At 41.3% G+C, this 20,707-nt stretch carries 22 protein-coding genes; 16 read left to right on the top strand and 6 right to left on the bottom strand.

The window, feature by feature from the left end:
- Positions 1-73 precede the first annotated feature (73 nt).
- Positions 74-430, top strand: a complete 357-nt coding sequence (locus tag HGO23_RS15810) for a DUF6694 family lipoprotein (RefSeq protein ID WP_099135774.1) — start codon at positions 74-76, stop codon at positions 428-430.
- Positions 431-541: 111 nt separating this feature from the next.
- Here the strand turns inward: HGO23_RS15810 and HGO23_RS15805 are convergent, their stop codons facing one another.
- Both HGO23_RS15805 and metK read right to left on the bottom strand, forming a co-directional pair.
- The gene (locus HGO23_RS15805; protein WP_209027220.1) at positions 542-1,051 is read right to left on the bottom strand and encodes a SprT family zinc-dependent metalloprotease; all 510 of its coding nucleotides are present in this window, start codon (positions 1,049-1,051) and stop codon (positions 542-544) included.
- Positions 1,052-1,172: 121 nt separating this feature from the next.
- A complete protein-coding gene (gene metK / locus HGO23_RS15800; RefSeq protein ID WP_099136316.1) occupies positions 1,173-2,327 on the bottom strand; it encodes a methionine adenosyltransferase in 1,155 nt (384 codons plus the stop codon).
- Positions 2,328-3,013: 686 nt separating this feature from the next.
- On the opposite strand from metK, the gene speA reads away from it, so the two are divergent.
- The 7 genes from speA (at position 3,014) to HGO23_RS15770 (ending at position 9,380) form a co-directional block, all read left to right on the top strand.
- Positions 3,014-4,924, top strand: a complete 1,911-nt coding sequence (gene speA, locus HGO23_RS15795) for a biosynthetic arginine decarboxylase (protein WP_209027219.1) — start codon at positions 3,014-3,016, stop codon at positions 4,922-4,924.
- Between the two features lie 296 nt (positions 4,925-5,220).
- On the top strand, positions 5,221-5,355 hold the full coding sequence (locus HGO23_RS19960) for a hypothetical protein (RefSeq protein WP_280176111.1): 135 nt from the start codon (positions 5,221-5,223) through the stop codon (positions 5,353-5,355).
- A gap of 39 nt (positions 5,356-5,394) precedes the next feature.
- The gene (locus HGO23_RS19785; protein ID WP_244589941.1) at positions 5,395-5,709 is read left to right on the top strand and encodes a GrpB family protein; all 315 of its coding nucleotides are present in this window, start codon (positions 5,395-5,397) and stop codon (positions 5,707-5,709) included.
- A gap of 593 nt (positions 5,710-6,302) precedes the next feature.
- Positions 6,303-6,518, top strand: a complete 216-nt coding sequence (locus HGO23_RS15785) for a hypothetical protein (RefSeq protein WP_209027218.1) — start codon at positions 6,303-6,305, stop codon at positions 6,516-6,518.
- A 391-nt stretch (positions 6,519-6,909) separates the two neighbouring features.
- Entirely contained in the window at positions 6,910-7,836 is a 927-nt protein-coding gene (gene speB, locus HGO23_RS15780) for an agmatinase (RefSeq protein WP_209027217.1), read from the top strand.
- Between the two features lie 235 nt (positions 7,837-8,071).
- Positions 8,072-8,557 carry a YbhB/YbcL family Raf kinase inhibitor-like protein gene (locus HGO23_RS15775; RefSeq protein ID WP_099136320.1) on the top strand — a complete coding sequence of 162 codons (486 nt, stop codon included), beginning with the start codon at positions 8,072-8,074 and terminating at the stop codon, positions 8,555-8,557.
- A 43-nt stretch (positions 8,558-8,600) separates the two neighbouring features.
- On the top strand, positions 8,601-9,380 hold the full coding sequence (locus HGO23_RS15770) for an L-threonylcarbamoyladenylate synthase (RefSeq protein WP_209027216.1): 780 nt from the start codon (positions 8,601-8,603) through the stop codon (positions 9,378-9,380).
- Between the two features lie 99 nt (positions 9,381-9,479).
- On the opposite strand, the gene HGO23_RS15765 is transcribed toward HGO23_RS15770, so the two are convergent.
- Positions 9,480-10,397: a LysR family transcriptional regulator gene (locus tag HGO23_RS15765; protein ID WP_209027215.1), complete on the bottom strand. Its 918-nt coding sequence runs from the start codon at positions 10,395-10,397 to the stop codon at positions 9,480-9,482.
- 223 nt (positions 10,398-10,620) lie between these two features.
- On the opposite strand from HGO23_RS15765, the gene HGO23_RS15760 reads away from it, so the two are divergent.
- Positions 10,621-11,919, top strand: coding sequence for a 3-isopropylmalate dehydratase large subunit (locus HGO23_RS15760; RefSeq protein WP_099136400.1), 1,299 nt, complete (start codon positions 10,621-10,623; stop codon positions 11,917-11,919).
- A complete protein-coding gene (locus HGO23_RS15755; RefSeq protein WP_244967828.1) occupies positions 11,916-12,482 on the top strand; it encodes a LeuD/DmdB family oxidoreductase small subunit in 567 nt (188 codons plus the stop codon). Before HGO23_RS15760 ends, HGO23_RS15755 begins: the two co-directional genes overlap by 4 nt.
- A 143-nt stretch (positions 12,483-12,625) precedes the next feature.
- Here the strand turns inward: HGO23_RS15755 and HGO23_RS15750 are convergent, their stop codons facing one another.
- A complete protein-coding gene (locus HGO23_RS15750) occupies positions 12,626-13,366 on the bottom strand; it encodes a 4'-phosphopantetheinyl transferase family protein (protein ID WP_209027214.1) in 741 nt (246 codons plus the stop codon).
- 203 nt (positions 13,367-13,569) lie between these two features.
- Between HGO23_RS15750 and galE the strand changes: the two genes are divergently transcribed.
- The 3 genes from galE (at position 13,570) to HGO23_RS15735 (ending at position 15,385) form a co-directional block, all read left to right on the top strand.
- Positions 13,570-14,589, top strand: coding sequence for a UDP-glucose 4-epimerase GalE (gene galE, locus HGO23_RS15745; protein WP_209027213.1), 1,020 nt, complete (start codon positions 13,570-13,572; stop codon positions 14,587-14,589).
- A gap of 147 nt (positions 14,590-14,736) precedes the next feature.
- Positions 14,737-14,901 carry a hypothetical protein gene (locus HGO23_RS15740; RefSeq protein WP_169923066.1) on the top strand — a complete coding sequence of 55 codons (165 nt, stop codon included), beginning with the start codon at positions 14,737-14,739 and terminating at the stop codon, positions 14,899-14,901.
- Between the two features lie 49 nt (positions 14,902-14,950).
- Complete coding sequence (locus HGO23_RS15735; RefSeq protein ID WP_099136324.1) at positions 14,951-15,385, top strand: GNAT family N-acetyltransferase; 435 nt, start codon at positions 14,951-14,953, stop codon at positions 15,383-15,385.
- 266 nt (positions 15,386-15,651) lie between these two features.
- On the opposite strand, the gene HGO23_RS15730 is transcribed toward HGO23_RS15735, so the two are convergent.
- Entirely contained in the window at positions 15,652-15,843 is a 192-nt protein-coding gene (locus HGO23_RS15730) for a type II toxin-antitoxin system HicB family antitoxin (RefSeq protein WP_099136325.1), read from the bottom strand.
- Positions 15,844-15,952: 109 nt separating this feature from the next.
- Positions 15,953-16,873, bottom strand: coding sequence for a lipase family protein (locus HGO23_RS15725; protein WP_209027212.1), 921 nt, complete (start codon positions 16,871-16,873; stop codon positions 15,953-15,955).
- Between the two features lie 357 nt (positions 16,874-17,230).
- Here HGO23_RS15725 and HGO23_RS15720 point away from each other — a divergent pair, with 357 nt between their 5' ends.
- The 3 genes from HGO23_RS15720 (at position 17,231) to def (ending at position 20,535) form a co-directional block, all read left to right on the top strand.
- Positions 17,231-18,601: a pyridoxal-phosphate dependent enzyme gene (locus tag HGO23_RS15720; protein WP_209027211.1), complete on the top strand. Its 1,371-nt coding sequence runs from the start codon at positions 17,231-17,233 to the stop codon at positions 18,599-18,601.
- A gap of 20 nt (positions 18,602-18,621) precedes the next feature.
- A complete protein-coding gene (locus HGO23_RS15715; RefSeq protein ID WP_209027210.1) occupies positions 18,622-19,776 on the top strand; it encodes a trans-sulfuration enzyme family protein in 1,155 nt (384 codons plus the stop codon).
- A 252-nt stretch (positions 19,777-20,028) separates the two neighbouring features.
- Positions 20,029-20,535: a peptide deformylase gene (def, locus tag HGO23_RS15710; protein ID WP_099136329.1), complete on the top strand. Its 507-nt coding sequence runs from the start codon at positions 20,029-20,031 to the stop codon at positions 20,533-20,535.
- The last annotated feature ends 172 nt before the right edge of the window (positions 20,536-20,707 follow it).

Below are 20,707 nucleotides of genomic sequence, written 5' to 3'. Positions count from 1 at the left end.
TTTTTTAGTTAAGGTGATTTATTTTCTCAGCACTCTGCTATTATTATACGACAAGTCATTGGCGGGGATGATTATGAAAAATTTGTTATTAATTTGTTTGTTAAGTTTTACATTGGTCGGGTGCGATAATCAACTTAAGATTGATGGTACAAATGAAATGGCAGTAAAAATATCCATCGAAAAGATAAGGGATACTTTATCTGAAGATAAAAAATTAAAATTTGATGATTCATTGAATACTGTCATGCTTAATAGTATCGATTTTGATGAATTATTTAAAAATAACAAGCATGGAAGTATCAAATATGAAGATATGGAAAAGCTGGAAAAGAAGTTTTATCAATCACTGAATGGAAAAACAGCAGATCAGGTTATTAGCGAAGCAGGAAGAATTAAGTCGAATACGAATAAAAGTGCTATTAACAAATGAACACAATCATATGCCCGTCATTTTTCAAGTTGCAAGTTCTATTGGGTGTGTTCAATTATAACTACTGATTTCTTAAGTGAAGTGCCCTGATTATAGGGCATTTTGTTACCGTTACTTATGATCTTCTAATAGAGTTAATCGCTCTCCGCATTGGCGGCAAACATAACAATTTTTTCCCCTGATCACTTTATTGTGTTGCCTGATGCTCAGTTCATGCTGTTGGCAGTGGCAAGAATAAATGAATGTCTTACTACAAACGGATTGGACTGAAAATTGGTGTGTTCGATTAGCTGGAACTTTAAACACAGTTTCCATGACATAACGCCACTCCTTGCCATGAGGCGCTACTTTGCCAAACTGATGGTAAACTAATAAATGAGCCAGTTCGTGGGGGATCACTTCATCAATAAATGATTGTTGATTTTCAATGAGCAGAATTGGGTTAAGGCGAATTTCCCAATCCTGTAGACGAGCACTTCCCGCAATTGTACCTCGTTGTTGATAGGTCACATTGGGTTCGGGAAAGGTTTGTTCAAGAAAATCACTTGCCTGAACTATTTTTTGTCGCAAAGTACGCATGACTGCTTGCTGAAGAGGAAGTGGAACTTTAACGAATTTCATAACAGCAATAATTATTAGAGTAACTTAGCTAACGAATATGTATGTTCATAGGTATAGCTACGGGCTAATACAATACTAAAAAGCCCGCCGGTATGGGCGGGCTTTTTAGGTATAACAGAGGTTATTTCAACCCTGCTGCATCACGTAGGATCGCGGCTTTATTTGTCGCTTCCCACGGGAATTGCTCACGACCAAAGTGACCGTATGCCGCTGTATCACGATAGATCGGATGCAACAGATCCAACATCTTGATCAGGCCGTAAGGACGCAGATCAAAGAATTCGCGTACCAATTGGATCAGTGTTGATGTTGGCACCTTTTCAGTTCCGAACGTTTCAACCATGATGGAAGTTGGTTCAGCAACACCGATAGCATAAGACACTTGGATCTCACAGCGATCAGCCAGACCTGCCGCGACAATGTTTTTAGCCACGTAACGTGCAGCATAAGCTGCAGAACGGTCAACTTTAGATGGATCTTTACCTGAGAACGCTCCACCACCGTGACGAGCCATACCACCGTAGGTATCTACAATAATCTTACGACCTGTCAGACCACAGTCACCCATTGGTCCCCCGATCACGAAACGGCCTGTTGGGTTGATGAAATATTTAGTCATCGGAGTGAGCCATTCAGCCGGCAATACAGGCTTGATGATCTCATCCATAACTGCTTCATGCAGTTCTTTCTGGCCGATTTCTTCAGAATGCTGAGTAGAGAGTACGACTGCATCAATACCGACAATTTTACCGTTGTCGTACTGGAATGTAACCTGACTTTTGGCATCGGGACGCAACCACGGCAGGGTTTTGTTTTTACGTATATGAGCCTGACGTTCAACCAGACGGTGAGCATATGTAACAGGTGCTGGCATCAATACGTCGGTTTCGTTGGTTGCATAGCCAAACATCAATCCCTGATCACCAGCTCCTTGCTCCAGAGGATCAGCCCGGTCAACACCCTGATTGATATCAGGTGACTGTTTGCCAATCGCACTAATTACTGCACAAGAATTAGCATCAAAACCCATGTCTGAGCTGGTATAGCCAATTTCGCGCACAGTACTGCGGGTAATTTCTTCAATATCAACCCAAGCACTGGTGGTAATTTCACCACCAACCATAACCATACCGGTTTTCACATAAGTTTCACAAGCTACACGAGCCTTGGGATCTTGTTCTAAGATCGCATCAAGAACAGCGTCGGAAATCTGGTCAGCAATTTTATCTGGATGACCTTCTGAAACGGATTCAGAAGTAAAAAGGTGTGTAGTCATTATATTTCGTTACCTTAAATATAATTTCGGTTTAAGGGTGGATGTTTTACCATCTAGACGGCTAGTCTAAGTTACTATTGCCGAATATACCAGTTTTTTTGGTTTTAAATATCTTTCACAGTATGACATTTTAGGTTTCTCCTCTGTATTTCTTTAGATTCGAAATCTATCGAGTAAATCTATCTAAATCTGTTAAGTATAAATAAATTTCGTTTTGCAATTTTGCAGGATTACAGGTATAAACAGCGCCCGTAACTGATAGGTTTTTTGCACTTCAAGTTATGGGCGTTTGCAGGGTGCGTTTATGCGTGTTCTGCTTCTCAATTGAGAAACGGCTTTCGTGATAATAAGCCATGTGGGGTGAATGGGGTTATGAACCATTATCTGCTGATTGTTAACGGCCAACAGCCACATTATGCCATTGATGTATCCACATCTTGTTCCTCTCTTATCGATATGAACTCAATCCGATGTTACCTGAAGCGTTCAAGCAGACGGGTAATTTTGAACTGAAGTTATATTGCAAACAGTAAATACATATTGTTTAGTTCCCTCTAAACGTTTCTATAATTTAAGAGCATGCTGTTCCCTGACATTTATTAATGCGCAAGATACGCACAATAAATAGCGTCTTGGGTTATTGACTACAGGTGAAGGCAAATCTCTACTCCATGAAGGAGACTGCCATGAATGATAATATCGCACGTAAAATGCGACAGACCTACAATATTGCATATTGGGGCGGTAACTATTACTACGTCAATGATCTGGGTAATGTCAGTGTTTGTCCAAATCCTGATTTGCCGGAAGCACAAGTTGAGCTTGTCGAGCTGGTAAGAAAAGTTCAGGAAGAGAAAAAACAGTTACGATTGCCTGCATTGTTTTGTTTTCCTCAGATCCTGCAACACCGTTTGCGTTCCATCAATGCTGCATTTAAACGCGCCCGTGAATCTTATGGTTATAAAGGTGATTATTTTCTGGTTTATCCGATTAAGGTAAACCAACAGCGCCGTGTGATCGAATCGTTGGCAAATTCTGGTGAGCCTGTTGGGTTGGAAGCGGGCTCCAAAGCCGAACTGATGGCTGTGTTGGCTCATGCAGGCATGACGCGGACTGTCATCGTCTGTAATGGCTATAAAGATCGTGAATATATTCGTCTGGCACTGATCGGTGAAAAACTGGGACACAAAGTGTATCTGGTTATCGAGAAAATGTCCGAAATAGAGATGGTGCTGGAAGAAGCGGAACGCATTAATGTCATTCCCCGCCTTGGAGTACGGTCGCGTCTTGCTTCACAGGGAGCAGGTAAATGGCAGTCCAGTGGTGGTGAGAAATCTAAGTTTGGTCTGGCAGCGGCGCAAGTGCTGCAATTGGTTGAAACCCTCCGTGCGGCCGGGAAGCTGGACAGCTTACAACTGCTGCATTTCCATCTGGGTTCTCAGCTTGCGAATATCCGGGATGTGGCAACAGGTGTGCGTGAATCTGCCCGTTTTTATGTCGAGCTGTATAAACTGGGTGTTAACATTCAGTGTTTTGATGTTGGCGGAGGACTGGGCGTTGATTACGAAGGTACGCGTTCCCAGTCAGAATGTTCTGTTAACTATGGCCTGAATGAATATGCGAACAATGTCATTTGGGGCATTGGTGATGCCTGTGAGGAACATGGCCTGCCCCATCCAACCGTGATCACTGAATCCGGTCGGGCATTGACGGCTCACCATACTGTTTTGATCTCCAATGTTATTGGGGTTGAACGTAATGAGTTCACCGATACAACGCCACCAGCAGAAGATGCGGCACGTCCTCTGACAAGTTTATGGGATACATGGCGGGAGATGCAGGAAGGGGGCTATAAGCGTTCTTTGCGTGAATGGTTGCATGACAGTCAGTTTGACCTGCACGATGTTCATACCCAATATGCGCACGGGATATTAAGCCTCTCTGAAAGAGCCTGGGCAGAGGAATTATATTTAAATATCTGCCGTCATATTCAGCAGGATCTTGATCCAAGTAACCGTGCTCACCGACCGATCATTGATGAATTACAGGAGCGCATGGCGGATAAATTCTATGTTAATTTTTCCCTGTTCCAGTCTATGCCTGATGCTTGGGGAATCGATCAACTGTTCCCTGTCCTGCCACTTGAGGGACTGGATAAGCCATTAGATCGTCGTGCTGTATTGCTGGATATTACTTGTGACTCTGATGGTATTATTGATCATTATGTTGATGGCGACGGTGTGGCAACAACAATGCCAATGCCAGCTTACGATCCGGAAAACCCTCCATTGATTGGTTTCTTTATGGTCGGGGCATATCAGGAAATTCTGGGCAATATGCATAACCTGTTTGGTGATACAGCGGCCATTGATGTTTACGTTTCAGAAAACGGTGAAGTCACTTATCAGCAGAGTGAAGAGGGTGATACGGTAGCCAATATGCTTCAATATGTGAAACTGGAGCCACAAGTGCTATTGACTCGTTTTCGTGATCAAGTGAAATCGACTGATTTAGGTGAAAATTTGCAAGAGCAATTCCTGCAAGAGTTTGAAAATGGCCTGTATGGTTACACTTACTTGGAAGATGAGTCATTCTGATTAGTTACTAATCTTCATTAATAGCCATTCTTTATCATGGATTTTAAATAATCATTTGATTTGGGATGGCTATTTATTTAATCACTATGCGAAGTCGCACTTTTTCTGTGAACTTTTTTTGCGATAAGTTCGAACACAAAAATAGCGGGTAAATTTAACAAAGAAATGTCTAAATATTTTGATAGCTCTTATGTGATGTGGAACACTGATTTTGGTTATCGTAATAAAAGTGATACTTTCACTTAGAAATTAGAAGTTCCCTTTCCTTCTTAAGCAAAGAAATAAGGAGCGAGTTAGTGATAAATATTAAAGATATTACCTTCTTCCCGGAGCCTGATCCTAATGAAAGTCCCTGGGTACATGGTAAACCTGCTGAAGAGACGATTGACGTTGTAGAATACAATCCTGAATGGTTAGTTACATGGCAATAACTTTCTTCGGTTATCAAAGAAACACTTGGTAACGTTGTCTTGAATATTGAGCACGTTGGGTCGACGGCAGTTCCTGGGATGGTTGCCAAACCTGTTATTGATATTGATCTTATTGTGGAAGATCCAACTCAAGAAGAAAAATATGTACCAGCATTGGAGCGGCTTGGTTATGATTTAACGGTTCGTGAACCGAATTTTTATCAACATCGATGCCTTCGCTTGGCAAAACCTAGAGTTAATCTTCATGTTTTTGGTCTTGATTGCCCTGAACACATCCGACATATTTGGTTTCGTGATTGGCTTAGAGAACATCCTGAAGATTGTGAACGATATATAGCTGCGAAGAACTGCTAAAAATAATGTTAAACAGGTAATGGACTATAATAAGAGAAAAGAAAAAGTGGTACATGAAATTTATCAACGTATATTTCAAAGTAAGGGATTGCTGTAATAATGTTTGATAATTATTAGTCGAATCCAAGTCTGTTTTGATTTCGACTGACAGAACACTTTTACGTTCTCATTTTTTACAGGCCCCCTATAAGGCGTTTTACCTTTCAAGCCACTGTGTGGTCTGTGATAATTGAAAATCACCTCCCATTTCGCCAAATTGATTCTAATCAACATTCCACATCTAATTCAGAACTAATAACTTAGTCTGTTAAGTCTGTTGCAACTATGAGAGCAGAGAGTGCGGATTTTTATCAGAGCTTTTTGAAGCCGAATAGATGTTTACCTTAATTAACTCTTGGTTAATTACCATAAAAAAAATCTAATTGCTTTTTATAAATTTAAGCATCATTGTTAATAAATAGCATCTTAAGAGAACCGCTAAATATGTTTTTTTAAGCAGTTAATTTGAACATTTTTTATAATTTACCTCATATATTAAAGGTGTTTTTACATACCATACAACGCTTTTATATGAATCAGTGAGAAAATTAACTATGCAGAATAAAATGAAAGATGTGAATGACTTGCTTGATGATTTAATTTCTAAACCTGAAGTACAGGCACGTTGGGAAAATGAACCAGAAAAGGTAATGCAAGAATATCAACTGACACCAGCACAATACCGCGCACTTTCTGAGGGCAATATAGATGCTTTGATCAATGAAGGGTTAGCGGATAAACATGTCCAGCAAATGAGAGTTAGCTGGTAATGATTGATTTCAGTTCCCATTTCGTTTCACACAGTAAGACCATGATTTTCATCTAATCGAATTCAAGTCAACCCATTTCAGGTAGGTTATCAAACAACGGAGCTGTCTCATGATTGAACAAATCCTCGTTTTTCTTTCAGGTCATCGTAGCATTTATTTAATGTAATTCTGCTCAAAATAGTGGTAAGAAAAAAATATGTCTAATACTATAGAAGTAGTTACCAAGCTAGAGTGTTTGGGACTTTTTCTGTTTGTACATGAATAAGTACATATCTGTTCTCTTTAGGCAGTAATTTATTGTTTTTAAATTTAATTTTAAAACCTAGACTATTTTGAAGTTAGCGTAATCAAGCTCCGTGTTCATTAAACATGGGGCTTTTGGGGAAATATCATGAGTATTAGTTCCTTAGGAAACCAAATCGATAACTCCTTGGTTTCAAATGCCTTTGGCTTCCTGCGCTTCCCGTTGAATTTCCAACCTTATTTCAGTGATGCAGAATGGGTGATTATCGGCGTGCCTTTTGATATGGCTACATCGGGACGAGCCGGCAGTCGCCACGGGCCAGCAGCCATTCGTCAGGTATCGACTAATCTGGCTTGGGAAAGCAGCCGTTGGCCATGGAACTTCAGCTTGCGTAAACGCCTGAATGTCGTGGATTGTGGTGATCTGGTATTTAATTTTGGTGATGCTCAGGATATGAGCGAAAAGTTGCAGGCTCATGCTGAGAAAGTGCTGGCGTCAGGTAAGAAGATGCTTTCTTTTGGTGGTGACCACTTTGTTACATTGCCACTTTTGCGCGCTCATGCAAAACATTTCGGTAAAATGGCTCTAGTGCATTTTGATGCTCATACGGATACCTACCCGAATGGCAGCAAGTTTGATCACGGTACGATGTTTTACCATGCACCAAATGAGGGGCTAATCGATTCTGCCCATTCAGTACAAATCGGTATTCGTACCGAGCACGATATCGATAATGATTTCACGGTATTAGATGCCGGACAGGTTAATGATCGTAGCGTTGAAGATGTTGTTGAGCAGATCAAAGCTGTTGTCGGTGATCTGCCTGTATATCTGACCTTCGATATTGATTGTCTTGATCCGGCATTTGCACCCGGCACAGGGACACCAGTGATCGGTGGCCTGACTTCAGATCGTGCGTTGAAAATCCTGCGTGGTCTGCAACCTTTGAACATCGTTGGTATGGATGTCGTGGAAGTTGCTCCTGCCTATGACCAATCAGAAATTACCGCGCTGGCGGCAGCGACGATTGGATTAGAATTGTTGTATTTGCAGGCTTCGAAAAAGAGTGTTTAATATAATTCAGCCATAAATAAGCGCTGTTTTAAGACCCGTCCAATGACGGGTTTTTTCTTTTTTTACCGCCTTTACTGATCGTTACTATATCCAGTAGCCATATGAATAAAAAAATGCCCAAAAACGCACTTATTGTTGCCAAATTGAAACAATCAGGTAAAACTATAGCTTAATCTTGCAGCATAAAAAAACTGCGCTAGGATGTTTTTAAAGGCATTCCTATGAGGAGATAAGCGTGATAATCACTTCAACTGAATTTAAGAATAATGATTTCTTGCGCAAAGAACATGAATTTAACGAATTTGGTGCCAATGGTGGTAATCGTTCACCTGAGCTTGCCTGGACAAATGTTCCAGTCGGAACAAAAAGTTTTGCTATTACGGTTTATGATCCGGATGCGCCAACGGGCAGCGGTTTCTGGCATTGGGTTGTTTTTGATATTCCGCTGGAAATACAAACTTTGCCTGCAGATTCGGGACTGAGTGATGGTAATAAGCAGCCAGTCGGCATGATCCAAAGCAAAAATGATTATGGAGTATTCGGCTTTGGCGGGCCTTGTCCACCTGAGGGAGATAAAGCTCATCGCTATATTTTCACGGTGCATGCCTTGTCGGTAGAGAAACTGGGTATTGATTCAGAAACAACAAATGCGGTTGCGCGTTTTGTGATCCAGGCCAACACTCTGGCAACAGCCACTATTACCGGTTACTACCAGCGTTAACGGATTAATCGTTCTTCAGTTTTAAGTCAAAGGGTATCAATATATGAGCGGTAAAAAAATTCAATGGAATCAAGAGTTACAGCAGGAAGCGGTAGAGATCCTTTCTAATGATGGTGGAATGATTGTTTGTCCAACTAAAGTGGGCTACATCATTATGACTTCCGATGCGAAAGGGCTGGAACGTAAATTTGAAGCCAAGCAGCGTAATCGTAATAAACCAGGAGTGGTACTGTGTGGATCTCTGGAACAACTGAAAGAGCTGGCTCAGCTTAACCCGGAAATTGAAGAACTTTATCAAAAGCATTGGGATGCAGATGTATTGCTAGGTTGTATTTTGCCATGGAAAGCAAAAGCTGTAGGACGCATTCCCGATGATGGTTCCAAAGAATTGATGATGGATAATCGTGGTACAAGCTGTTTCGTGATTAAATTCGGCAGACCCGGCGAAATTCTGGCGAAAGAGCTGTGGGAAAAATATGGTAAATTCTCTTTTGCCAGTTCAGCTAATCCATCAGGTAAAGGTAATCGGGGATTGGTTGAATGTATCGGTGAACGTATTGAAGAGCGTGCAGATTTGATTATTGCCGCTAATGATTATGTTAAATCTATCCAGCCAAATGAAACTGAACAAACCCGTTATGAGCAGGGTGTGATGATTTCAATGGTGGATGAAAACGGCAAATTAGTTCCGGTACAAAATGGTCAGCGTGATATTACTCCGTGTCCGGTATTGATTCGTAAAGGTTTGGATGTAAACAAAATTATGGTAATGATGTCTGATATTTTCACGACTTGGGATTACCGTCATGGTAACTATTATTGATAGATAACTGTCACTGGTAATTGTTGGGCTAGCAGGATGATATTTGTTACGGGTACAGCATTGTGGATACAGTGCTGTACTCGTAAAAATCTTCTTGGCTTATTCCTGCCTGTCATTTTCCAGATCTTGTTTCAGCTTATGTTGTAAAGTGTTGGCAAAAAGCCGCACACGTGAAGAGAGTGTCTCTTCTGATTTAAACAATATCCAGGATTGATAGATATCCATGTTCCATTCGGGAAGAAGTCGTATCAGCTTTCCGGCTGCTACCGATTCACGGGTGATGTAATCCGGCAGATAGGCAATACCGGCACCAGCCAGTGCAGAACTCATCAATGCTACACTGTTATTGATGCGAAAACGGCTACGTACTTCAATATCGAATTTATGTCTCTCTTTTCTAAACGGCAGAGAAATAGTATGTGCGGGGCCACGGAAGAGCAGGTAATCATAGTGGGGGAGATCTTCCGGTTTCTTGATGGCTGAAAACTGGCTGATATAGTCTGGAGCGGCGTAAAGCCCCCAAGTGATATCAATCAGAGGCATAACAAGTGGATGATTTGGTGTTTCACGCCCTATCACAACTGCTATATCGCAGTGATCATCTTCCATATTAATAATTCTGTCTGTCAGTTCCATATCAACACTGACATGGATATTCCCGGCGACAAAATTGTTCAGGACAGGGACAATACATTGGCTACCAAAAGACACCGGGGCAATCAGACGGAGGCTACCCATTGGCTCTTCATGAAAATTGCGGATAAAACGTTCAGCGTTTTTGGCTTCATCAAGAATACGGTGGCAGTACTGGTAATAATTCATCCCGACTTCTGTCACCTGGATTTTGCGTGTGGTTCGGTTGAGTAATTGAGTGCCCAATCTTACCTCTAGCTGTGAAATTTCACGGCTGACAGAAGACTTGGACAGCCTTAATGATTTTGCAGCTTCGGTAAAACTCAGTGTCTCCACTACGCGAGCAAAGATCACCATTGAGGTAAGATTCTCAATATTATTCATAAAGTAACCTGATGATTTACTCCGAAAAACCATAACATATCACAGGTTCTGCGAAGAAATGCCAATATTCCTGGTGGCAATTTTTCATGTGGCGAACGACTGTTTCATTATAGAAACAGTGTGCTAGATGATGGCATTTCCCCAGAATAAAGAGTAGTAATCTTATCAGGATTACAATTTTTTCCTTTTCAGCATGTCTAAATCTTTTGGAGGGCAATGTGAGATGAACCAAACTATAACACAAAAAATCCTCGCACGAGCAAGTGGGCGCAAACATGTCACTCCGGGTGAGGTGGTTTGGGCGAAAGTGGATATTTTAATGTCTCACGATCCCTGTACTCCGGGTGTAGCCAGCGTGTTTAAAAAAGAGTTCGGACAGGATGCCAGGATATGGGATCCTGCCCGTTTTATTATGATCCCCGATCATTTTGTCTATTCCGCTGATCCACAGGCTAATCAGAATATTCGGGTAATGCGTGAATTTGCCGCTGAGCAGAATATTAAATATTTCTACGATGTTGGGACTCCCAATTATAAGGGGGTTTGTCATATCGGGCTGGCTGAGGGAGGGCATACCCGTCCCGGAGAAGTCCTGTTGGGTACAGATTCCCATACGGTAACTGCGGGGGCTTTTGGTGCATTTGCGATTGGGTTAGGTATTACCGATGCCGCTTATGCAATAGGGACGGGAGAAATTCCGCTCAAAGTTCCGAGCACTATTCGTGTGAACTTTATCGGTACTAAACCAGCTCATGTTCTGGCTAAAGATATGATCCTGGCGGTATTGGCGGAGTTAACTGTGGATGGAGCAACATATCAGGCTATTGAGTTTGGTGGAAATGTCATTGATGAATTATCTGTCGAAGAACGCATGACAATTTGCAATATGGTCGTTGAATGTGGTGCTAAAAATGGCATTATGGTGCCGAATCAGGCGACGCTCGATTATCTGGCAGAGAGAAATGATATTCCTTTTGACATCGTTTACCCCGATGAGGATGCGCAATATACCCGGGTGTTAAATATCGATGTTTCTGATATGCAGCCGAAGATTGCCAAACCCCATTCGCCGGATAATGTTGTTTCTATTGAACAGGTTGCCAATGTTGCGATTTCACAGGCGTATATCGGCTCCTGTACAGGTGGCAAACTGGAAGATTTTGTTGCCGCTGCCCGTATTATAAAAGGGCATAAAGTCAAAATTCCGACTTATGCTGTGCCAGCAACAAAAGAAGTGTTCCATAAAACTATCACCACCCAGATTGATGGTATGTCTGTCTATCAAATCTTAAGCGATGCAGGAGTGAAACTTTCTGCTGAATCTGGATGTGCCGCTTGCTGCGGTGGCCCACCGGATACCTTTGGTCGTGTTAATGATCCGATATCGGTGATATCCACCACCAACCGTAATTTTGTCGGAAGAATGGGGCATAAGCGCGCTAATATTTATCTTGCTTCCCCTTATTCTGTTGCTGCGGCAGCGATTACTGGTCAGATCACCAATCCGGGAGAATTTTTATGAGCGATGTTGTTATGAATGAACAAAAGGAAAATATCATTCGTGGTCAGGTCTATGTATTGGCTGACAATATTGATACTGACCAGATTCTGGCCGGAGAATATATCAAAGTAAATCCGTCTACGCCTGAAGGCTATGTGCAGTTGGCTTCATTGGCGATGTGCGGATTACCGGAAGGATCGTTGCCTTTTATTGATGAAGAAAAAGGAAAAGCAAAATATCCGATTATTGTAGCAGGGCAGAATTTTGGTTGTGGCTCTTCCCGTGAACATGCAGTGGTTGCTTTGGGCGCTTCTGGCGTAAAGGCGGTTTTAGCCCAATCTTATGCCCGTATTTTCTTCCGTAATTGCGTTTCTACCGGAGAATTATTACCTGTTGCGGCACAGGAGCGTTTGTGTGACAAATTAGTCACGGGAGACAATGTTGAGATTGATATTGAAAACCAGACGGTGACTGTGTTGAAAAGTGGTGAACAATATCCGACTGACCCTGTGGGAGAACTTGCCAATATTGTTGCTGCTGGTGGACTGTTCTCTTATGCGCGGGCAACCGTAAGAATTAAGTAATACTGGAACCAAATAATACCAAATAATATTGACGTAACATGCCAGTAGATTATGAACTGGCATGTATTTTTGTCATCTCATCTTGCAAGTTACAGTTTTGTAAGCTGCGTCGCCAAATCTTCCGGGTTTTTCATCCCTTATTTTTACCCCACAATATAGGTCAATATCTGTTGTTGTGGCATCAGAACGAAATTTCCATGAAACTGGCAACCAGCTTGGTATTCATCAGATAATGTTTGTAGTAATTTGATGGTCATAGTGCGATGGATACAGTCAATTTCCATAATCTCTGCTGCATGGAAATCGAAAAATAGCTTTACATGGGGATAGAGCGCCTTAAAAAGACTCTCTTTAATGGAAAAAACGAGAGTAAAAGCTTGAATAAAAGAAAAGGAGCATTTCGAAAGTAATTCAGCCTCAGCTTCATTGATAATACTGGCTGAAACACTGTCGATGGTGTCCTGTTTGATTTCCTTTTCGATATCAATGCCTATTAGTTGATATTTATCGCTGGAAGCAGCAAAAACGATAGCGCAATTGGTTGAATGAGAGATGGAACCGTAAATTTTTTCAGGCCAGACAGGGGAACGATCTTTTGCTGTTTCTACCTGAAACTCAGGATATCCCATAGTCTTCAATATCTGTCGGGTGCAGTAACGGGCTGCCAGATATTCTGCCCGTCGTTTGGTGACAGAATTATGCAACCGTGTGGGATAAGTAATGCCATATTTATCAAATAAATTATCCTGATAGAAGCTGGGGGCAAAATAAGTCAGCATAACCTGAATCTCAGGGTGATCAGATAATTGGCCTCTTTGTATGTCCGTGAAAAAAGGTTCATTGATGGAGTTCGTTTGTACAGGGATAAAAGTCATTTTTTTCATTGTTGTTCGTGGGTATTGTTCATTGGAAATATTGGTAAATTGTCTTCGGCTGATTTTGCCATACTTGGTTTTTAGTTCACTAATTTGTTAACTCTTTTTATACTGTGCTTTGTTATCGTATATATCGATAAGAAACTGAAAATAGATACTATCCTATTGATTAAATGGATTTTTTAATCAGTCCAATTGAAAAAGAGGTAAATGTGGAAATATTAGTGACAGGTGGAATGGGGTACATTGGCAGCCATACCTGTGTCCAGATGATTGAAGCGGGAATGACTCCGATTATTGTCGATAATCTGTGTAATTCTAATTGTGAAGTTTTGAATCGCATTGAAACACTAACCGATGTCAGGCCGCTGTTTTACGAAGGTGATATTCGTGATGAAGCATTCCTGGATTCTGTTTTCTCCCGTCACTCAATTGAGTCAGTTATTCACTTTGCTGGCTTGAAGGCAGTTGGGGAATCAGTCGCAAAACCTCTTGAATATTACGATAATAATGTTAATGGAACTTTGGTATTGGTGCGTAGCATGCACAAAGTAGGTGTGAAAAGCATCATTTTCAGTTCATCGGCAACTGTGTATGGCGATCCTGCGATTGTGCCTATCACAGAGCAATCTGCGGTAGGTAATACCACAAATCCTTATGGTACAAGTAAATATATGGTAGAACGTTGCCTGTCTGATTTCCATCATGCGGAAAATGACTGGTCAGTGGTATTACTGCGCTATTTTAATCCGGTCGGGGCACACCCTTCTGGTACGATGGGAGAAGATCCGCAAGGTATTCCTAACAATTTAATGCCGTATATCGCCCAAGTGGCGGTAGGGCGCCGGGAAAAGTTGTCTGTTTATGGTAATGACTATCCTACACCGGATGGAACAGGCGTCCGTGATTATATCCATGTCATTGACTTAGCTGATGGACATATAGCAGCATTGAATGCAGTTGGCAGGAAATCAGGTCTGCATATCTACAATCTGGGAACAGGTAAAGGAACGAGTGTATTGGAAATGGTGGAAGCATTCGGCCAGGCATGTGGTAAGTCTGTTCCTTATGAAATTTGCCCACGTCGTCCGGGCGATATTGCTGAATGCTGGTCAAGCCCGGAGAAAGCCGAACGTGAACTGGGTTGGAAAGCAAGTCGTACCATTGTAGAAATGACCAATGATGCGTGGCGTTGGCAGTCACAGAATCCTGATGGTTATAAAGCCGGATAACACAAGTCCGGTATCACATAAACATGGCAAGTATAGCGGGCATAAAGGCATTTATGCCCATCGATTCATGTAATTACACAACTCCAGCAATCGAGTGCAGCCGAGTTCTGACAAAGTGTGCAGTCGCCTTCTGAAAAAGAATTTGGGATGGTGATTTACGTCGACGATATTGAAGAAGCCTATTTGGCAACGTCACAATTTGCCGCATTAATGAATATTGATTTTTTGCCGGAGCCAGACAAATTCGATATTGCCGTTATTCCTGTTATTGATAACCCTTTATTTGGCTTAATGCTTAAAAAAACAGTATAACAATATTTTTGACGGTTCTGACTTACAATCCCATATTGGAGCGGTGTAGTTGATTACCTTAACTGACGTAAACAAGAACAATTATGAAGCTGTCTGCGGCCTATCAGTCACTGATGATCAGCTTGACTATATCGCGGAAAATGTGTGGTCCCTTGTTCAATCTAAATTTTACCCTTTATACCAAACGCGCGCAATTTGCCTGGATGGGGAGCCTGTTGGTTTTTTCATGTGGGTACCCGATGCTGACCAAAGAATAACGATTTGGCGGTTTATGGTGGATAAAAACCATCAAAACAAGGGTATTGGGCGTAAAGCACTATCGCTGGCGCTTGATGAAATCAGGCGCACAGATCAGTTGGAAGCAATAGCAATCAGTTATGATCCGAATAATCTCGTTGCGAAAAATCTTTATGCCAGTTTTGGTTTCGTTGAGGTTGGTATGGATGCGGAAGTTGAAGAGATGCTAGCTGTTATCAAGATTTAGGTGTGATTTTTTAGACCTCAACCAACATCGGTTCAATATATACAAACTTGTCAGACGGGGTCTAAAAAGTCACACGCAATGATAGAGATCTGGATATTGCCAATGGAGATCGTTTTACCGTCGAAGCGGTAAAACCAGATTGCGTTATTCTTACAAACGGTCACCGTACAATTGAATTAACAACAGAAAAACCGTTACATCTTGATTATGCTTATGCGAAAACCGTTCATAGTAGTCAGAAAAAATATGAGGCTGATTGATCATAGTTATTGCTGAATACCGTTTTGCAATTCATGCAAAGCAGCCATTTGCAAAAAGTGGCTACGGTTCTTGTACAAGTTTGGGCTTGTTTTAACCTGATCATCGATTTTCTTTGATAACAAATCAGGCAGAGTGACGTTTTCTTCATCTTTAATCCAGTAATCCAATGACTTTGCTTCTGGGGGTAATTGGTTCATTTCGGCTAATGACTCTAAATGCCCTGTGATAGTTTCCTTTGGCGTTTTTTATTGCGTCCTCCATTGAATCACCCGCCGAAAAGTTGCCTATTGTTGTTTCATCGGATGATTATGTTAAGGATATGCAAGACGATGCCATTTTATGCTTTTCTGAGTCTGGAGTTTTAGATTCTAAGATCAGATGGTTGAATTGATTGGGATCCAATATTGCAATGTAACTGGCTAAATAATGGTTACACCCCAAACTGTCAGCTATGTTCAGGCCATCTGGTGGATTGAGTAAGGTCACTTTTGACAGGGATTCATATTCCAGTATGAGTGGAATATGCAGGGGAAGATGTGGAACCAGATCTTTTTCATAGTTGAAGACTTCATAATTGGAGAAATGATTGTCGATATAGGTAACAAATTCATGATTTCCTGGTTTTGGGCTGGCGAACAAACAGGCTTTATGTTTATCACCAAGTAACGGAATATCTCTCATAAGATAAGCTGCAATGGTAGCACCAAGGCTATGACCAAGTATGGTATATGGTGTGTTGATTCCTATGAATTGTGCGATTGCGTTGGAGAATCTGAGATATTGGAGATCACCTTTATACTCAGGATCAACAATAGTAAGTTTTAATGAGTTATAAATACTATAGAAACCCATGCTGACTTTTTGTTCCGGAGTATCTGCCCATGGTGAGGTGAAAACAGGAACAAGGTCATGTAGAGCTTCAAATAGGTTTGAAATATCTGTCCCGCGAATAACAATAATATACTCTTTTGGCGTTTTTTTATTTTCTGCGATATATCCATAACAGACACTAACAGGCAGCATAATTAAAAATTGCTTATTAGTTTTTGGATCTACAGAGAAAGACAGATCATTACCACTAATATAACCGACAAGTTTCCAGCCATCTTCTTCTATACGCGGATCAGGAGGGGGAGTCGGATTGTTGTAATATTGTATGTTCATATCTGCTGCGTACAGTATTAATGATGCCAATTGGGCTTCTTTAGATAGCGTTATGTTATACATAATCTATTTCCTCTTTATTATTGTTGGCTGTGTGTATCATGAACATCTCTGGCATACTGCAATTCGAATATCTTGAGCATAAAAAAATATAAAAGGGTTAATTTAAGCGTATATCATTCTGTCAGAATTTCTGGGAATTTGATCCCACTATGTTTTTGACCAGTAACTAATTAGTAAACTTGTTGAATTAAGGGAACTATCGGGGAAATATTTTCTATTTATCAATATAGAATTAATTAATTACATTTTGTTATATGTAGTTTTGATTTGTTCTTTTAAATCTGCCGCTATGCAGCGTTATCCTTTAGTAATCTGTAAGTATTATTTTTAAATATTACTGAATATTAAGAGGCTAATATGTCAGCACCACGTTCGGTTCTGGAACTGATAGGCAATACACCGTTACTGGAACTGACTCATCTGGACACTGGCCCATGTCAGTTATTTATTAAGTTAGAAAACCAAAATCCAGGTGGTTCTATTAAAGACAGAGTTGCACTCTCAATGATTGAGCAGGCGGAAAATCAGGGGTTACTGAAGCCTGGTGGCACTATCATTGAAGCTACAGCGGGTAATACCGGTATCGGATTGGCGCTGGTTGCTGCTATGAAAGGCTATAAGCTGATCCTGGTTGTGCCGGATAAGATGAGCAAAGAGAAAATATATCACCTGAGAGCACTAGGAACGGATGTTCGTTTGACTCGTTCTGATGTATGTAAAGGGCACCCGGAATACTATCAGGACTATGCATTACATTTGTCAAAGGAAATCAGTGGAGCTTATTATATCGATCAGTTCAATAACTCGTCGAATTCGCTTGCCCATACGACAACGACTGGCCCTGAAATATGGCAGCAAATGGAACATAACGTGGATGCAGTGGTTGTGGGAGTTGGCTCTGGTGGGACACTGGGCGGCTTAAGCCAATATTTCAAGGAAGTTTCTCCTAAGACTGAATTTGTTCTTGCTGATCCCAAAGGCTCTATTCTTGCTGATTACGTTGAATATGGTCACTACGATGAAGCAGGAAGTTGGTTTGTTGAAGGTATTGGGGAGGATTTTATCCCTCCGCTTGGAGATTTCACCCAAATTTGTCATGCCTATCGGATCACGGACGCAGAAGCATTTTCTTGTGCAAGAGAACTACTGCTACAGGAAGGTATCCTTGCTGGTTCTTCTTCAGGAACGTTATTGGCTGCTGCTTTATGCTACTGTCGTGCACAAAAAACACCAAAACGGGTGGTTACTTTAGCTTGTGACAGTGGCAATAAATATTTATCCAAAATGTTCAATGACTACTGGTTATTGGAGCAGGGATTACGTTCACAGCAGAAAGAGAACGATTTAAGCGATTATGTAACGTATCGTTACCGGGATGGTGCGACGGTTTTTGTTTCTCCACAGGATACCTTGCAAACTGCTCATGGGCGAATGCGGTTGTATGACATTTCACAACTTCCTGTGCTTGATAATGGGCAGGTTGTCGGCATCATAGATGAGTGGGATTTGATGCATGCTATTCAGGCTGATTCCCGTAATTTCTCTTTGCCTGTCAGTCAGGCAATGACCAGTCAGGTTAATACTCTTCATAAAAAAGCGCCATTAGAGCAGTTGGTCGCGACTTTTGATGCGGGCCATGTGGCGCTGATTGTTGATGATGGTAATCACTTCATCGGCCTTGTTACCCGTACCGATGTGCTGAACGCATGGCGTCAACAACTCAATTAATCTCTTTCAGGAATAATTTAATGACTAAATTTGATACTAAAAGCGTTCATGCTGGCTACGTCCCTGACCATACTGGTGCTGTAATGCCTGCAATTTATGCAACATCCACTTATGCACAACCAGCACCGGGTCAGCATACAGGATATGAGTATTCCCGCAGTGGTAATCCTACACGTGATGCTTTGGAGTGTGCAATTGCTGAACTGGAAAATGGTAGCCGGGGTTATGCTTTTGGCTCTGGTCTGGCGGCCAGTTCGACTATTCTGGAGTTGCTGGATAAAGACAGCCACATTGTTGCAGTGGATGATCTGTATGGCGGAACCTATCGTTTGCTGGAAAAAGTACGCCGCCGGACGGCTGGTTTGCGCGTTACCTATGTTGAAGCGGGAGATATTGAGGCACTGGAAGCGGCCATTCAACCAGATACCCAAATGATTTGGGTTGAAACACCCACTAATCCGCTACTCAAACTGGCTGATTTAGCGGCGATTGCCCGGATAGCTCAACACCATAAGATTATCAGTGTTGCGGACAATACATTTGCTTCGCCTTATATTCAACGTCCGCTTGATTTAGGGTTTGATATTGTTGTTCACTCTGCGACTAAGTACCTGAACGGCCATTCGGATGTTGTCGCAGGACTTGCGGTGGTAGGTAATAATTCTGAACTGGCAGAGCAGGTTGCTTTTCTGCAAAATTCGATTGGTGGAATTCTTGATCCTTTCAGTAGCTTCCTTGTCCTGCGTGGAATACGGACGTTGGCACTGCGTATGGAGCGACATATCAGCAACGCAGAGAAGATTGCTCATTGGTTAGAGCAGCAACCACAAGTAAAAAAAGTTTTTTATCCCGGTCTTGCCTCCCATCCTCAGCATAAACTGGCAAAACATCAGATGAAAGGGTTTGGTGGTATGATTTCTATCGTGCTGAAAGGTGATAATAATTATACGAACAGGGTGATTAAGGCTCTGAAATTATTTACGCTGGCAGAAAGTCTGGGAGGTGTAGAAAGTCTGATTGGTCAGCCATTTACGATGACTCATGCTTCTATTCCGTTGGAAAAACGTCTGGCGGCAGGTATTACACCACAACTAATTCGTATTTCAGTGGGTATCGAAAATGCGGATGATTTGATTGCAGATTTGTCGCAGGCGCTGGGAACAGAAAATCTGTAGAAAAAATATAAGGTCACAATAAAAAGTCATATGCTGGCTGGGTTTCTCGGTTGGCATTTTTTATCACTATAATTTACCGATTTTGATTAAAATTGCCTGTATCCTCTATCTTGAAATCCATTATTGGGTATAGCGTGCTTGCCTTTTAGTGGTAAAGTATTTTTCAATCCATCCGGATGGGAAGAGATACTACTTTTTCTGAATCAGACGTAAGAGGTGTTTTAGCCGCCTCGTGAACAAAGGAGAATGGTTATGGCTGTTTTAGATATACTCACAATTCCTGATGAGAGATTGAAGCAGAAATGCGTTGATGTCACTCATGTAGAGGATGTTCAAACTCTGATTGATGATATGTTGGAAACAATGTATGACACGGGTAATGGTATTGGGTTGGCAGCTCCTCAAGTGGGGAGAAAAGAAGCTGTGTTAGTCATTGATATTTCACCAGAACGCAATCAACCTCTGGTTTTAATCAACCCTAAAATCGTTGAAAAAGAGCGTCGGGCTATAAATCAAGAAGGATGCTTATCTATTCCCGGATATTACGCAGACGTAGAGCGATTTGAAAAAGTAAAGGTGGAAGCTCTGGATCGGCATGGTGAAGCTATTACAGTGGCAAGTGAGGATTTTTTGTCTATCGTTATGCAGCATGAAATTGACCACCTGCATGGTATTATCTTCATAGATTACTTATCGCCATTAAAAAGACAAATGGCGCTAAAAAAAGTGAAAAAGTATTTGAATAGCAGAGCAAATTAACTGATTGTTACCAGTGAAAATAGTATCTTTAGTTTCATTTCAACACTATTGAATAGTGTGATTTATATATTGGTATTATTTAAATTATTCATTATAAATACATATTAAAAGATTTAAAATCTATACCCAATAGGTTTTGAACTATCGCGGCAATAAAATTGTTTTGGTTTTT

Origin of the sequence: Xenorhabdus budapestensis (genome assembly GCF_017743015.1) — a bacterium.
Lineage (GTDB): Bacteria > Pseudomonadota > Gammaproteobacteria > Enterobacterales > Enterobacteriaceae > Xenorhabdus > Xenorhabdus budapestensis.
The sequence above is the reverse complement of the archived record's forward strand: the minus strand, read 5'-3'. Positions and strand labels throughout refer to the sequence as shown.

Excerpts from the sequence above, each read along its gene's own strand:
- HGO23_RS15810 (WP_099135774.1), top strand. The coding sequence starts at position 74 with ATGAAAAATTTGTTATTAATTTGTTTGTTAAGTTTTACATTGGTCGGG.
- HGO23_RS15740 (WP_169923066.1), top strand. The coding sequence starts at position 14,737 with ATGGTGATTTACGTCGACGATATTGAAGAAGCCTATTTGGCAACGTCA.
- HGO23_RS15720 (WP_209027211.1), top strand. The coding sequence starts at position 17,231 with ATGTCAGCACCACGTTCGGTTCTGGAACTGATAGGCAATACACCGTTA.
- HGO23_RS15715 (WP_209027210.1), top strand. The coding sequence starts at position 18,622 with ATGACTAAATTTGATACTAAAAGCGTTCATGCTGGCTACGTCCCTGAC.
- HGO23_RS15760 (WP_099136400.1), top strand. The coding sequence starts at position 10,621 with ATGAACCAAACTATAACACAAAAAATCCTCGCACGAGCAAGTGGGCGC.
- def (WP_099136329.1), top strand. The coding sequence starts at position 20,029 with ATGGCTGTTTTAGATATACTCACAATTCCTGATGAGAGATTGAAGCAG.
- HGO23_RS15770 (WP_209027216.1), top strand. The coding sequence starts at position 8,601 with ATGAGCGGTAAAAAAATTCAATGGAATCAAGAGTTACAGCAGGAAGCG.
- HGO23_RS15730 (WP_099136325.1), bottom strand. The coding sequence starts at position 15,843 with ATGAACCAATTACCCCCAGAAGCAAAGTCATTGGATTACTGGATTAAA.
- metK (WP_099136316.1), bottom strand. The coding sequence starts at position 2,327 with ATGACTACACACCTTTTTACTTCTGAATCCGTTTCAGAAGGTCATCCA.
- HGO23_RS15750 (WP_209027214.1), bottom strand. The coding sequence starts at position 13,366 with ATGAAAAAAATGACTTTTATCCCTGTACAAACGAACTCCATCAATGAA.
- HGO23_RS15765 (WP_209027215.1), bottom strand. The coding sequence starts at position 10,397 with ATGAATAATATTGAGAATCTTACCTCAATGGTGATCTTTGCTCGCGTA.
- speA (WP_209027219.1), top strand. The coding sequence starts at position 3,014 with ATGAATGATAATATCGCACGTAAAATGCGACAGACCTACAATATTGCA.
- HGO23_RS15785 (WP_209027218.1), top strand. The coding sequence starts at position 6,303 with ATGCAGAATAAAATGAAAGATGTGAATGACTTGCTTGATGATTTAATT.
- HGO23_RS15805 (WP_209027220.1), bottom strand. The coding sequence starts at position 1,051 with ATGAAATTCGTTAAAGTTCCACTTCCTCTTCAGCAAGCAGTCATGCGT.
- HGO23_RS15725 (WP_209027212.1), bottom strand. The coding sequence starts at position 16,873 with ATGTATAACATAACGCTATCTAAAGAAGCCCAATTGGCATCATTAATA.
- speB (WP_209027217.1), top strand. The coding sequence starts at position 6,910 with ATGAGTATTAGTTCCTTAGGAAACCAAATCGATAACTCCTTGGTTTCA.
- HGO23_RS15755 (WP_244967828.1), top strand. The coding sequence starts at position 11,916 with ATGAGCGATGTTGTTATGAATGAACAAAAGGAAAATATCATTCGTGGT.